This window comes from Amycolatopsis sp. WAC 04197 (assembly GCF_003947475.1).
Taxonomy (GTDB): Bacteria; Actinomycetota; Actinomycetes; order Mycobacteriales; family Pseudonocardiaceae; genus Amycolatopsis; species Amycolatopsis japonica.
The window spans coordinates 603819-616078 of sequence record NZ_QHJK01000001.1 but is presented as its reverse complement, the minus strand read 5'-3'; the positions used below and the strand labels follow the sequence as shown (position 1 = coordinate 616078).

The following is a 12260-nucleotide window of genomic DNA, read 5'->3' as shown; positions in this document are numbered from 1 at the left end:
GTGACGCTTTCCGGGGCCGTCGACGTTAACTTCAGCCGGGATGGGGAATTCACCGAGGGGGCGGCGCACGGCGCCGATGGTCATCGCCCGCGTACTCGTGCTCTGCGCGCTGGCGTCCGTTCTGCTGTCCGGCACCGCGCGGGCGGACGGCGTGTCGAGCGGCGCGGACGTCCAGGTCGCGCAGACGCTCGGCACCCGGGATCTCACGGTCATCCTGCGGCGGATGGACGTCGCGCCCGGGCCGCTGCACGTCGACGTCGTGACGCACACCGGAAGCGCGCCGGGAACGCTGAAACTGCGCGCGTCCACCGCCGGGACCACGTTTTCCGAAACCACGGTGCGGCTCGACGGGAAACCCGGCGCCCATGCGGCACAGCTGCGGGTCGATCAGCCGGGCCCGTGGGAGCTCGGCCTGGACGACGGGACGGACACCGCGTCGATCCCGTTCATCGTCCCGGCCAGGGTCATCCCTCCGTGGGAGAAGGCCACCTTCGGCGGCTTCGTCGCCGCGGGCGTGTTCCTGGTGCTCGGTCTCGTCGTCGCGCTGCGCGTCCGGCGGCCACAACTCGCGCTGATCCCCGCCGGTGGGATGGTCGCCGCGCTCGCGGTCGCGATCACCGGCGCGATGCTGTCGGCGTCCACTCCGCCGCCGCCCGCGCCCGGTACGGCCCTGGATCCGACGATCGACAACATCCAAGACCCGTACGCGAACGCTCAGATGTCCACAGTGGACTTCTCGCGACCGCCGGTGAATCTGGCCGTGCGGTCACCGAACGCGCGAGCCGGCGCGCTCGCCGAGGTGCGCCTCGCCCTCGCCGACGGCTCGACCGGCCGCCCCGTCGACGACCTTCTGGTGCACGACAACGCTTTGATCCATCTCGTCGTCATCTCGCCGACGGGCAGGCTCTGGCATCTGCATCCGGTGCGCGTCGGACCCGGCGACTACCGGATGAAGTTCACCCCGCCCGAGGCCGGAACCTACGCCGTCGCCGCGGAACTCGCCCGGCGAGGCGGCGGCGTGCAACTGCTCCGCACCACACTGGGTGTCGCGGCCGGAACGGACTCCCCCGCCGAACCCGTGCCCACCGGAGCCGGAAAACGAGTGATACAAGGGAATCCGGTCGATGTCGAGATCCGGCCGGGAACGCCGACCACGATCACCGCGCGGTTCGGGAAGGCCGATCTCCAACCCTGGCTGGGCATGCTCGGCCACCTCATCGTCGTCGGCCCGATCACCGGCGACCACCGGGTCGGCGCGGATGCCGCTGCCGCGCCGACCTGGGCCCACGTTCACTCGATGATCCCGCAGTCGCCGGGAATGCCGGGTAAACCCGATGAAACGGTCGCCGCGTACGGCCCCGACGTCCCGTTCACCTACACCTTCGCCGCGCCCGGCAAGTACCGCGTCTGGCTGCAGGCCGAACGCGACTACACGGTGCTGACCGTGCCCATGGAGATCGACGTCCCGGCGGAAGGGGCACCTCAGTGAGTTCCACAGTGGACAGACGAAAACCGGTGCTGCTGATCTCCGTGGTCGCCGTGCTCGCGGTGGCGATCGTGGCCTGGCTGGTGTGGCCGAGCAGCGGCGGGGCGCAGGTACAGCGTTCGACGCAGGGCCCGTACACGGTGCAGATGTCGGTCGAAGATCCGCACCAGGGCGGCAATGTCTTCGCGTTGACCGTCTCCGGTGCCACGCCGGACGTCGTCACGCTCGAACCCGTGATGCCCCAGATGGGGCACGCGCTCGCGCCGTCGCCCGCGATCGCGGAAGGGCCGGGCCGGTTCCGCACCGGCGATGTCCTGCTGCCGATGTCGGGGCAATGGGAGATCACCGTTTCACTGCGCGGGCCATCCGGCGCCACGCAGCACGTTTTTCCTTTGCTGGTCAAGTAAGAGAGGGAGGTCGGGGGTATGGATCTCACCGCGGGAGGGGCGAGGGCCGTCCCGGTGGCGCGCAGTGAACGCACCGGTCTCGTACCGGCGGGCACGGTGCTGGCCGGGTCGGTGATCTCACTGGTCGGGCTGACCTGGGACATCCAGTGGCACGGCGACGTCGGCCCGGACACGTTCTTCACGATGCCGCATCTGTTCCTGTATTCCGGCAGCGCGATCTCCGGGCTCGCGAGCCTCGTGGTCGTGCTGATGACCACGGCCGCGCGCCGGGCGGGACGTCCGGTCGACGCGCGGGTCGGCGGCCGCGCGATCAACGTCTTCGGCAAGATCTTCGCCGCACCGGCCGGCTACCTGGTGACCGGGACGGGCGCGGCGATGTTCCTGTTGTACGGCCTGTGGGATCAGTGGTGGCACGGCCTGTACGGCTTCGACGCGGTGATCGACTCGCCGCCGCATATCGGGCTGCTGCTGTCGATCACGCTGAGCATCATCGGCACGGTCATGGTGTTCGCGGCCGCGCGGGAACACCGCTGGGGAACCGTCGGTGTGGTCGGCAGCCTCGGCGTGCTGATCGCGTTCAGCACGGTGACCGTGCTGGGGCTGCAGCAGATCGACATCGACGGGCTCGACGTCGTCTCCGTCGGCATCGCGCTGCTTTCGGTGCTGCTGGTCTCGGCGGGCGCCGGGTTCTGGGGACGGCCGGGCGGCGCGGTCCGGGTCGCCGCGGCGCTGGCGGTCATCCAGGCGATCACCTGGTGGTTCTCGCCGTGGGCCGCCGAGGCGTACGCGAGCGCCGTCGGGTTGCCGATGCGCGACTACATCGACGGCGTTCCCGCGATGCCTTCGATGATGCCGATGGCGCTGCTGCCGATCGCGGCCGTACTCGAAGCGGTGTACCTGCTCTCACGCCGCTGGACGGCGGGCCGGGTTTCGGTGCTGGCAGGCGTGATCGGCGGGCTGCTGGTCGGCGCGAGCATGCCGATCCAGAACGCGATCGTCTACGGCTCCGACCGGATGCCCTGGGCGGTCGTGTTCGCCACCGGTGCCGCCGGCGCGGTGGTCGGGCTGCTCGGCGGCTTCGCCGGGTGGCGGTTCGGCGGGATGCTGAGGCTGCTGGCCCCGGCGAAGGGGGAGAACGCACATGCGTAAGACATTGCTGGCCTTGGCGGCGGCGATCGGATTGCTGTTCGCGACCACGCCCGCGGCGAACGCCTACGAACCGGTGAACATCGTCCACACCGAACGGGTCCAGGTCGGACCGTACGGGATGACCGTCGGTTTCAGCACGTGGCCGTTGCGCGCCATGCAATCGCTGGACTTCACGTTCATCCCCGACGACGGGATCGCCGGGAAGTCGGGGACGCTCGCGTTCCTCAATCCGGAGACCGGGCGGCTGGGCCGTCCCCAGCCGCTGGCGAAACATCCGCGGAAACTGGAGGTGTGGGGACTGGACATCCGGGCCCTGCAGACCCAGGGCTCGTGGACGTTCCGGTTCGAGATCGACGGGCCCGCGGGCAAGGGCGCGGGAGAACTCCGTGATCTGGCGGTGCTCGAACAGCCGGGGCCGCCGATGGCGGTGAGCTGGTCGATCAGCCTGATCCCGCTGATCGTCCTCGCCGTCCTGATCGCCGTCGCCTGGCGGCGCACGAAATCCCGGCTGCGCGGGAACGGACTTCCCGCGACGGTGTGACTCGAAGTGACGAAGATCGGATGGCTCGCGTGTCCCGATGGACGCGCGAGCCTTTCGTCATGGGCTCAAATCGAACTGTCCGGCCTTGACCGCCTTGAGAAAGGCGTTCCACTCACCGGAATCGAAGACGAAGACGGGACTATTGGCCAGTTTGGTGTCACGGACCCCCACCAGGCCTTCGCGGGCGAGGTTGACCTCGACGCAGTTCCCCCCGTTGGGCTCGCTCGCGAAGGACTTCTCCCACGCGGAGTCGTCGAACAGCGACACGGCCGTGGTCGGATCGTAATCCGCCGCCGATGGATAATCGGCCATTGGTCGTACCTCCGAACGTCGGTCGGGGGTGCGGGTCGCGACCTGCGCGAACCGTCACGGTCCCGGCTTCTCCCTGCCTCAACGGGACTATCCCGCACGGCCAAGTGGGTGATCAACTCCGCCCACCCTCGACATGAAGATTATTCCAGGAGTAGGATTAATCGCAGCGGCCGGGGCTCGGTTGTTGGTGAATCGCTCGCAGTGCGTTTCGCCGTTCCGGCAGGCCATCGACGGCAGGTGACCAGCGGGGACACCGGTCCCGCGGCGCATGACCACCCACCGCCGACCTCGTGGGGGAGGATCAGCGTGATCATTCAGGACACCATGCCGGCGACGGTACTCGCCGTCGGCAGGCTCATGGCCGGGACGGCGGGCGAAAGCCGCCGCTCCGCGCATCTTTTCGACTTGCACTCCGGGGGATCGCACCCCGAGTTCCTGCACGCCCGCTGTGGCGCGGCGATGCCGTACGACCACCTGGAATGGGTCCCCGTCGGTTCGGGGATGCCCTGTGAACGTTGCCTCGGTCTCGCCGGTTCGGCCGACCAGACGCGGCTGCCGCGTCCGAGCCGGGGGGTGTGACCGCCATGGCCGTCCGCCTCACCACGCTGCTGTTCCGCCGTGAGGACGAACGCCTGGCCTCGGCGAAGCACCACCACACCATCGGACTGGAACTGCGCCGGCGGTTCGGGTTCAGCCTCATCCAGGCTCCGCTGCGCAAGCAGCCGCCGTGGAATTCCGAAGTCGATTCGCCGAGCGCGCACCGGGACCTGATCAGGACCGGCCGGCCGCTCGAAGGTCAGTTCGAGCTGACGCCCCTGATCGGGCATCTGACCGGCCGGGCCTGACGAAAATCAGGGCTTGCGGCCCAAGCCGCCGAGGCCTCCGGTGACCGTCGGGTCGTCCGCGAACCGGTCGCTGGCCCGGGAATCCGCCTCGTCGAGATGCCAGGTGGCCATCCAGTCGATACCCGGCTCGACCAGCTCCAGCCCGTCGAAGAACGCGGTGAACTCCGCGCGGGACCGCAGATGGAACGGCGCGCTGGTCTTCTTGTACAGCTCCTGGACGTTCTCCCGGTTGTCGCCTTCCTTGCGCGTGACGCCGTCCTCGGTGAGATGCGAGGACAGGAAGTACGAACCCGACGGCAGGAAATCGAGATAGCGCTGGACCATCTCGTGGACGGGCTCCTCCGGGCCGAGGAAGTACAGCAAGCCGACCAGGACCAGCCCGATCGGCTGGCGGGGGTCGATCACCCCGGTCTCGAGGGCGCGTTTCCAGATGTCGGCGGGATCCCGGACGTCGCCCTGCAGTACCGCGTGCCTGCCGAGCAGGCCCTCACGTTCCAGCAGCAGCTGGGAATGCGCGACGGCGACCGGTTCGATGTCGACGTAGACGACCCGGCTGTCCGGGTTGATCGCGCTCGCGATCTGGTGGACGTTGCCGACGGTGGGCACGCCGGAACCGATGTCGAGGAACTGCGTGATCCCTTGGCGGGCCAGGTATCCCACGCCGCGGCCGAGGAAGTCGCGGCCGACGCGGGCGAACGTCTTGACCTCGGGGAACTGCTTGAGCACCTGCGAGCCGAACTCGCGGTCGATGGCCCAGTTGGCCGAACCGCCGAGGAACCAGTCGTACACCCTGGCCACGTTGGGGCGTTCGAGATCGACCCCCTCGGGAGCCACCGGGTCGATGGGGTCGTGCTGCGTCGTCATTCCGTCACACCTCGTCAGGAACCGGGTTTGCGGGCGACCCCGCCGATGGCGCAGTTAAGCGCAGGCGAGCGGGGGTCGTCCAGCCGCCATGCGCCGACCGGGACCAGACCCGGTGCCACGAGGTCGAAATCCCCGAAGAAACCGAGGATCTCTTCCTTGTCGCGGAAGGACGCGGGCGTGCTCGACTGTTCGTACTGCTTCACGACGCGCTGGATCTGGGCCAGCTCGTCACCCTCCACGCCGGACATCGTGACGTGGGAAAGGACGTAGAAGGAACCTGCGGGCAGGAGCCGCCGATAGCGCGCGATGACGTCGCCGAGCGCGGGGCCCGGCACGAAATGCAGGACCGCGACGGTGAGCAGGGCGACCGGTTTCGCCGGGTCGAGCACGCCGGTGTCGAAGGCGTGTTCCCAGACTTCGTCCGCCTCGCGCAGATCTCCGCCGATCACCGCGTGCCTGGCGGGGTCGCCGTTCTTCTCCAGCAGGATGCGGGCGTGCGCGACGGCGACCGGCTCGTTGTCGACGTACACGCACCGGCTGTCGCCGTCGACCTCGCCGGCGATCTCGTGGACGTTGCCGACCGTCGGCACGCCGGAACCGAGATCGAGGAACTGGTTCACGCCGTGCTCGGCGCAATGCCGCACCGCGCGGCCGAGGAAGGCGCGGTTGGCCCTGGCGAGGGCGCGGATGAGCGGGAAGGTCTTGACCAGCTGTTCGCCGAATTCCCGGTCCACCGCCCAGTTCGCGGTCCCGCCGAGCGCCCAGTCGTAGATCCGGGCGGCGTTGGGCCGCTCGAGATCGACGCCTTCGGGGAGGAACCGCGGGTCCATCTCAGGCTTGCATCTGTGTTCTGTACAGCTCGGCGAGTTCCTTGAGGAACTGCCGGGTCTCCTGACGCTCCAGCGCGGCGCCGCGCAATCTGTCCCAAGAGTCCACGAAGATGTTGAAGTCCTTGACGTCGTCGAGGTACAACCCGCCCGCGGAATGTTCGATGTAGACGAAATCCCTGGTGCGGTCCGGGAAACGCATGATGGTGAAGTCGTTGGGCACGGCGGCGAGCCGCGCGCCGAACGGCAGCACGTGCACGTACACGCGCGGATGCTTGTCCAACGCCAGCAGATGTTCGACCTGGTCCAGCATCACCGCAGGGGCGGAGCCGCCGGGAGCGCGGCGCAAGGCGCCCTCGCTGATGATGAACCGGTAGTACGGCGGCTGTTGCTGCTCGAAGACGGCCTTGCGGTCCAAGCGGTTGCGGACCAGCGAAGTCACGTCGGTGGCGCCGGCTTCGGTGAACTGCTTGAGCATGTAGTGCTCGGACTGCAACGGGCCGGGGATGCGCTCGCCGTGCCAGGTGAGGATCTCCGCGGCCGCGGGTTCGAGGTCGGTGAAGGTGCGGAACCAGTGCGGCACCACGGATCGGTAGCCGGACCAGTGGCCGCGCTGCCCGGCCGCGGCGCGGGCCAGGTTCATCAACGTGTCGGCCTCGTCGCCGTTGATCCCGAACGCGTTCAGCATCGATCGCACATCCCCGAGTTTGACCCCGACGGCACCGGACTCGATCTTGTTGACCTTGCCCTGGGTGCAGCCGAGCACTTCGGCGACCTGCTGCTGTGTCATCCGCGCGGCGTTGCGGGCATGCCGGAGCTCGTTCCCGAGCTGCTTCCGGCGCGAGGTGACGGTGCTGGCCATCGCCTTGCTCTCCCGGACCACATAGACCAGGACCGCGGCTGCCCGCCGTCCTGCGCGCGAATACTCGAACCCACCCAGGGTACTTCACCTTGCGGGGTTCGATGATGACATTGCGCAGCGTTCCAGGAAACGGCCGAAAACACCAGTCACCTGGTACGTCACCCTGGTGGCGGAGCGATCTCGTCACATTTCGGGCACGGTGGTCGGGCATAGTGACCGAGTGGACCAATCCCCCTTCGCCAGGCAGGTCACCGATGGTGTGTTCGGGTACGTCCAGCCCGACGGCTCGTGGTGGATCAACAACTGCGGCTTCGTCGCCGCGGGCGATCACACGGTGGTGATCGACACCTGTTCGACCGAACGGCGCACCAGGGCGCTGCTGGCGACGGCGGAATCGACCGCCGGGGCGCCGGTGACCACTGTGGTCAACACGCATCATCACGGCGACCACACGAACGGCAACTACCTGGCGACCGGCGCGACGATCGTCGGGCACCGGAAGACGCGCGAGGTGATGGTCGCGACCGGGATCAACACCTACGAGAACTCGTTCACCGGGAACGACTGGGGTCATCTGGAGCTGCGGCCGCCCGAGGTGCTGTTCGACGACCGGCTGACCGTGCACGCCGGCGACGTCCGGCTGGAGCTGATCCACCCCGGGCACGCCGCGCACACCACCAACGACGTACTCGTCTGGCTGCCGGAGCGGCGGGTGCTGTTCGCCGGTGACCTGATCTTCAACGGCGGCAGCCCGTTCGCGCTGATGGGCTCACCCGCCGGGTGGCGGAAGGCGCTGGAGCTGGTCCGCTCGCTGGAGCCGGAGACGATCGTGCCGGGCCACGGCGCGGTGTGCGGCCCCGAGGCGATCGACGTCGTCGACGGATACCTGGGTTTCCTGCAGAAACTCGCTTCGTACGGGAAGGCCGCCGGGCTGACGCCCCTGCAGGCCGCTCGCGAAGCGGATCTGGGGCCTTACGAGGCACTGTCCGAACAGGAACGGCTTCCGGCGAACCTGCACCGGGCTTATGCCGAACTGGACGGTTTGGCGTGGGGCGGGGCGATCGATCTGGGGGCGGCGCTGGCGGACATGGTCACCTTCAACGGTGCGCCCATCCGGTGCTTCTCCTGACGCCGGCGCTCTCCTGCGGCGGGTGTTGCGAAAGCCACTTTCGCAACGTTGAAGGTTGCGAAAGTGGCTTTCGCAACCCTCCCGGCCGCTGCCCGCGTCCCCGCACGTCCCGAAGGCCACCTTCGAGACATTCAACGTCCCAAAGGCTCCCTTCAAGACACCGAAATCCCGCCCAGCGCCCCACAAGCAGCCCCCACCCGTCCCTGGGGGGCGACCCCGATCCCAGCGTACCGCCGCAAGCGCCGCGCCAGGCCGCGCGAGGCGAGTTGTCCACAGGTGGGCCCGGTTGTGGACAACTCCCGGTTGATCCCTTTTCGCCCCGGCGCCGTATCCCTCATCGGGGATAGGCTCGGCACGGGAATCGAAGCGGAAGGGTGCGGATGAGCAAGAAGGCGAGCATCGGGGTCACCGGCCTGGCGGTCATGGGCCGCAACCTGGCCAGGAACCTCGCGAGGCACGGGCACACGGTGGCCCTGCACAACCGCTCCGAGCAGCGGACGAAGGAACTGGTCGAACAGTTCGGCGACGAGGGCGACTTCATCCCGGCGTATTCGGCGCAGGACTTCGTCGACGCGCTGGAGCGTCCGCGCCAGGTCGTGATCATGGTCAAGGCAGGCGCGCCGACGGACGCCGTGATCGACGAATTCGTCCCGCTCCTCGAGAAGGGCGATGTGATCGTCGACGCGGGCAACGCGCATTTCGCGGACACCCGGCGCCGCGAGGCCGCGCTGCGCGAGAAGGGCATCCACTTCGTCGGCACCGGTGTGTCCGGCGGCGAGGAGGGCGCGCTGCACGGGCCGAGCATCATGCCGGGCGGGTCCAAGGAGTCGTACCAGTCGCTCGGGCCGTTGTTCGAGGACATCTCGGCGAAGGTCGACGGCGAGCCGTGCTGCACGCACGTGGGCGCGGACGGCGCCGGGCATTTCGTGAAGATGGTGCACAACGGCATCGAGTACGCCGACATGCAGTTGATCGCCGAATCGTTCGACCTCCTGCGCGGCGCGGGCGGCTACTCCCCCGCCGAGATCGCGGAGGTCTTCCGCACCTGGAACTCGGGGCGGCTCGATTCGTACCTGATCGAGATCACCTCGCAGGTGCTGGCCCACACCGACGCCGCGTCCGGCAAGCCGTTCGTCGACATCGTGGCGGACCAGGCCGAGCAGAAGGGCACCGGCCGCTGGACCGTCCAAATCGGACTGGACCTCGGCGTGCCGATCAGCGGCATCGCCGAGGCCGTCTTCGCCCGTTCACTGTCCGGTTCGTCGAACCTTCGTGAGGCCTCGCGCGGTCTCGGCGGCCCCTCGCGCGCCCCGCTGACGGGGTCCGCTTTGGACACTTTCGCGGACGACGTCGAGCAGGCGTTGTACGCGTCGAAGGTGGTGGCGTACGCCCAGGGCTTCAACCAGATCCAGGCCGGCGGCGCCGAATACGGCTGGGACATCGACCTCGGCAAGGTCGCGTCCATCTGGCGCGGTGGCTGCATCATCCGCGCGAAGTTCCTGAACGACATCACGGCCGCGTACGCCGAAGAGCCCGCGCTGCCGACGCTGCTGACTTCGGGCGGCTTCCGCAAGGCCGTCGAGGACGCCCAGGACTCCTGGCGTTCGGTGATCTCGACCGCGGTGCGGCTGGGCATCCCGACCCCGGGCTTCTCGACCGCGCTGGCCTACTACGACGGTCTGCGCGCGGAGCGGCTCCCCGCCGCGCTGGTGCAGGGCCAGCGGGACTACTTCGGTGCCCACACGTACCGCCGCGTCGACCGCGAGGGCTCGTTCCACACCGCCTGGGCCGCCGACGGTCGCCCGGAATCCCCCGCCTGACAAACGAAAGTGTCCTTCACCGCGTCTGACGCAGTGAAGGACGCTTTCAGCCCTCCCCGCGTGCGGCGACGATCTCCGCCAGCGCCCGCACGATCACCGCTTCGGTGTTCTCCTTCGTGAGGCCGAGCCCGGTCAGCAAATCGTCGCCGAGTTCGAACAGGGCCAACAGGATGTGCTCAGTGCCGATGTAGTTGTGCCCGAGCCGCAGTGACTCCCGCATGGTCAGCTCCAGCGCTTTCTTGGCCTGCGCGCCGAACGCCATCTTCGCCGCTTCCACCGGTTCGGCGGCGGGTTCCGGCAGCTTCGCCTCCGCGGCCTCGCGGACGGCTTCGAGAGTCACCTTCTGTGCCACGATCGCCCCGGCGGCGAGCGCGGCCGGTTCGGAGAGCAGCCCGAGGACCAGGTGCACGGGCTCGATCTGCGGGCTCTTCGCCGACACCGCGGCGTCCCGCGAGGCGACGACGACGTGCCGCGCCCGATCGGTGTAGCGGCTGAACACCTTCACCAGGTCTTCCAGCGACGAGCCGCTGGACTCGACGAAGCGCTTCTGCGCCGCTTGCTTGGAAACCCCCATGTTCTTGCCGATTTCGGTCCAGGACGCGCCGGAACGCCGCGCCTGGTCGACGAAGTGGCCGATCAGATGGTCGGCCACTTCGCCGAGGTGCTCGCCGAGGAAGACCGCGTCGGAAAGCTGGCCGAGCACGTCGCCGTCGGGATGCTGCTGCTTGATGTGGGAGATGAGGTCGTCGAGCCGCACTGGATTCGTCATGCCGTCAACTCTAGGTTGACGCTCGCCAATCGTCAACCACGGGTTGACGCAAAGGTCGCCTTGAGATCGAAGCCGTTGGCCTCCAGCGTCTCGAATCGGGGCGCCGGATCCGCGGCGAACAGACGGCGCGCGGCGATGTGGTCCGGCGGCCGGTTCACCGACTCGACCCCGGCGAGCACACCGTCGCGGAACGACAGCACCGAGAACTTCCCACCCTCCCGATCGCCGGTCACGACGGTCTTCTCCGCCCCGGTCAGGATCCCGGCGATCTGCAGTTTCGCGCCGAGCTGGTCGGTCCAGAACCACGGCAGGCTGTCGTAGGGCGCGGGTTCGCCGGCGATGACGGCGGCCACCGCCCGCGCCTGGTCGACGGCGTTCTGCACCGACTCCAGCCGCGTCGCCGTACCCGCCTGGACACAGGGGAAGTTCGCGCAGTCCCCGACCGCCGAGATCTTCGGGTCGCTCGTGCGCAGGTGTTCGTCGACGACGACACCGTTGGCCACGGCGAGCCCCGCCCCTTCGGCGAGCCGTGTCCGCGGCTCGACCCCGACCCCGACCAGCACCAGATCGGCGGGCAGCAGGCTGCCGTCGCTCAGTTCGACCTCGGCCACCCGGCCCTCGCCGCGCAGCGCGGCGACCCCCTTGCCGAGCAGGATCGTGTGGCCGGCCTCTTCGTGCAGAGCGGCGAAGTACGCCGAGACCTCCGGAGTCGCGACGCGGGCCATCAGCCTGTCCTGCGCCTCGACGATCGTCACGGGCCGCCCGGCGTGCGCGGCGAACTCCAGCCCGATGAACCCGCCCCCGACCACGACCACGTTCTCCGCGCTTTCCAGTGCGGCGCGCAGCACATCGGCCTCGTCCTTGGTGCGCAAGGTGAACACGCCGTCCAAAGTGGACCCGGGAACCGGCAGGACCCGGTTGACCGATCCCGTCGCCAGCACCAGATGGTCGTACTCGTGAGCGCTCCCGTCTTCGAGCACCACCTTCGCCCCGTCGCGATCCACCGACGCGACGCGGCCCGGGATCAGCTCGATGTTCTTCTCCGCGAAGAAGTCTTCGGGCCGCAGACGCAGCTGGGCGTCGCCCGCGGTCCCGGCGAGATAGCCCTTCGACAACGGAGGCCGTTGGTACGGCAGCCCGGGTTCGTCACCGATCAGCACCACCCGCCCGCCGAACCCCTTGTCCCGCAGCGAGGTCGCCACCCCGAACCCGCTCTGCCCGGCCCCTACGACGAGGACGGTCTCCATCG

Annotated in this window: 14 protein-coding genes; 8 read left to right on the top strand and 6 right to left on the bottom strand. The window is 68.8% G+C overall.

Features of this window, described 5'->3' with window-relative positions; translation table 11 throughout:
• The first annotated feature begins 40 nt into the window (after positions 1-40).
• Genes DMC64_RS03055 through DMC64_RS03040 form a run of 4 tightly spaced genes read left to right on the top strand, consistent with a single transcriptional unit; the run spans position 41 to position 3583 of the window.
• Complete coding sequence (locus tag DMC64_RS03055) at positions 41-1489, top strand: hypothetical protein (protein WP_233629545.1); 1449 nt, start codon at positions 41-43, stop codon at positions 1487-1489.
• Positions 1486-1893, top strand: a complete 408-nt coding sequence (locus DMC64_RS03050) for a FixH family protein (protein WP_081975691.1) — start codon at positions 1486-1488, stop codon at positions 1891-1893. The genes DMC64_RS03055 and DMC64_RS03050 overlap by 4 nt, the downstream gene beginning before the upstream one ends.
• An 18-nt stretch (positions 1894-1911) precedes the next feature.
• On the top strand, positions 1912-3042 hold the full coding sequence (locus DMC64_RS03045; RefSeq protein ID WP_125731925.1) for a hypothetical protein: 1131 nt from the start codon (positions 1912-1914) through the stop codon (positions 3040-3042).
• Entirely contained in the window at positions 3035-3583 is a 549-nt protein-coding gene (locus DMC64_RS03040; protein ID WP_037333098.1) for a hypothetical protein, read from the top strand. The genes DMC64_RS03045 and DMC64_RS03040 overlap by 8 nt, the downstream gene beginning before the upstream one ends.
• Before the next feature lie 57 nt (positions 3584-3640).
• On the opposite strand, the gene DMC64_RS03035 is transcribed toward DMC64_RS03040, so the two are convergent.
• The gene (locus DMC64_RS03035; protein ID WP_016330866.1) at positions 3641-3895 is read right to left on the bottom strand and encodes a DUF397 domain-containing protein; all 255 of its coding nucleotides are present in this window, start codon (positions 3893-3895) and stop codon (positions 3641-3643) included.
• A 306-nt stretch (positions 3896-4201) separates the two neighbouring features.
• Here DMC64_RS03035 and DMC64_RS03030 point away from each other — a divergent pair, with 306 nt between their 5' ends.
• On the top strand, positions 4202-4474 hold the full coding sequence (locus tag DMC64_RS03030) for a hypothetical protein (protein ID WP_037333101.1): 273 nt from the start codon (positions 4202-4204) through the stop codon (positions 4472-4474).
• Positions 4475-4479: 5 nt separating this feature from the next.
• Positions 4480-4740 (top strand): hypothetical protein, encoded by a 261-nt coding sequence (locus DMC64_RS03025; RefSeq protein ID WP_199754865.1) that lies wholly within the window; start codon positions 4480-4482, stop codon positions 4738-4740.
• 6 nt (positions 4741-4746) lie between these two features.
• On the opposite strand, the gene DMC64_RS03020 is transcribed toward DMC64_RS03025, so the two are convergent.
• From DMC64_RS03020 to DMC64_RS03010, 3 genes are read right to left on the bottom strand one after another with little or no spacing between them, the layout of a single operon-like run.
• Positions 4747-5604, bottom strand: a complete 858-nt coding sequence (locus tag DMC64_RS03020; RefSeq protein ID WP_125731921.1) for an SAM-dependent methyltransferase — start codon at positions 5602-5604, stop codon at positions 4747-4749.
• Positions 5605-5618: 14 nt separating this feature from the next.
• Positions 5619-6434 carry an SAM-dependent methyltransferase gene (locus DMC64_RS03015; protein ID WP_125731919.1) on the bottom strand — a complete coding sequence of 272 codons (816 nt, stop codon included), beginning with the start codon at positions 6432-6434 and terminating at the stop codon, positions 5619-5621.
• A gap of 1 nt (position 6435) precedes the next feature.
• Complete coding sequence (locus tag DMC64_RS03010) at positions 6436-7293, bottom strand: helix-turn-helix transcriptional regulator (protein ID WP_037335949.1); 858 nt, start codon at positions 7291-7293, stop codon at positions 6436-6438.
• 220 nt (positions 7294-7513) lie between these two features.
• On the opposite strand from DMC64_RS03010, the gene DMC64_RS03005 reads away from it, so the two are divergent.
• Positions 7514-8422 carry an MBL fold metallo-hydrolase gene (locus tag DMC64_RS03005; protein WP_125731917.1) on the top strand — a complete coding sequence of 303 codons (909 nt, stop codon included), beginning with the start codon at positions 7514-7516 and terminating at the stop codon, positions 8420-8422.
• 380 nt (positions 8423-8802) lie between these two features.
• Positions 8803-10242 carry an NADP-dependent phosphogluconate dehydrogenase gene (gndA, locus tag DMC64_RS02995; protein ID WP_038520275.1) on the top strand — a complete coding sequence of 480 codons (1440 nt, stop codon included), beginning with the start codon at positions 8803-8805 and terminating at the stop codon, positions 10240-10242.
• Positions 10243-10288: 46 nt separating this feature from the next.
• Here gndA and DMC64_RS02990 read toward each other — a convergent pair whose 3' ends face one another.
• Positions 10289-11011, bottom strand: a complete 723-nt coding sequence (locus DMC64_RS02990; protein WP_037333111.1) for a Clp protease N-terminal domain-containing protein — start codon at positions 11009-11011, stop codon at positions 10289-10291.
• A 32-nt stretch (positions 11012-11043) separates the two neighbouring features.
• Positions 11044-12258, bottom strand: coding sequence for an NAD(P)/FAD-dependent oxidoreductase (locus DMC64_RS02985; protein ID WP_125731913.1), 1215 nt, complete (start codon positions 12256-12258; stop codon positions 11044-11046).
• Between the last annotated feature and the right edge of the window lie 2 nt (positions 12259-12260).

What these genes read in the sequence shown, in the direction of transcription:
- DMC64_RS03010 (WP_037335949.1), bottom strand. Translation starts at nt 7,293, where the DNA reads ATGGCCAGCACCGTCACCTCGCGCCGGAAGCAGCTCGGGAACGAGCTC.
- DMC64_RS03040 (WP_037333098.1), top strand. Translation starts at nt 3,035, where the DNA reads ATGCGTAAGACATTGCTGGCCTTGGCGGCGGCGATCGGATTGCTGTTC.
- DMC64_RS03045 (WP_125731925.1), top strand. Translation starts at nt 1,912, where the DNA reads ATGGATCTCACCGCGGGAGGGGCGAGGGCCGTCCCGGTGGCGCGCAGT.
- DMC64_RS03055 (WP_233629545.1), top strand. Translation starts at nt 41, where the DNA reads ATGGGGAATTCACCGAGGGGGCGGCGCACGGCGCCGATGGTCATCGCC.
- DMC64_RS02985 (WP_125731913.1), bottom strand. Translation starts at nt 12,258, where the DNA reads ATGGAGACCGTCCTCGTCGTAGGGGCCGGGCAGAGCGGGTTCGGGGTG.
- gndA (WP_038520275.1), top strand. Translation starts at nt 8,803, where the DNA reads ATGAGCAAGAAGGCGAGCATCGGGGTCACCGGCCTGGCGGTCATGGGC.
- DMC64_RS02990 (WP_037333111.1), bottom strand. Translation starts at nt 11,011, where the DNA reads ATGACGAATCCAGTGCGGCTCGACGACCTCATCTCCCACATCAAGCAG.
- DMC64_RS03035 (WP_016330866.1), bottom strand. Translation starts at nt 3,895, where the DNA reads ATGGCCGATTATCCATCGGCGGCGGATTACGATCCGACCACGGCCGTG.
- DMC64_RS03025 (WP_199754865.1), top strand. Translation starts at nt 4,480, where the DNA reads ATGGCCGTCCGCCTCACCACGCTGCTGTTCCGCCGTGAGGACGAACGC.
- DMC64_RS03015 (WP_125731919.1), bottom strand. Translation starts at nt 6,434, where the DNA reads ATGGACCCGCGGTTCCTCCCCGAAGGCGTCGATCTCGAGCGGCCCAAC.
- DMC64_RS03020 (WP_125731921.1), bottom strand. Translation starts at nt 5,604, where the DNA reads ATGACGACGCAGCACGACCCCATCGACCCGGTGGCTCCCGAGGGGGTC.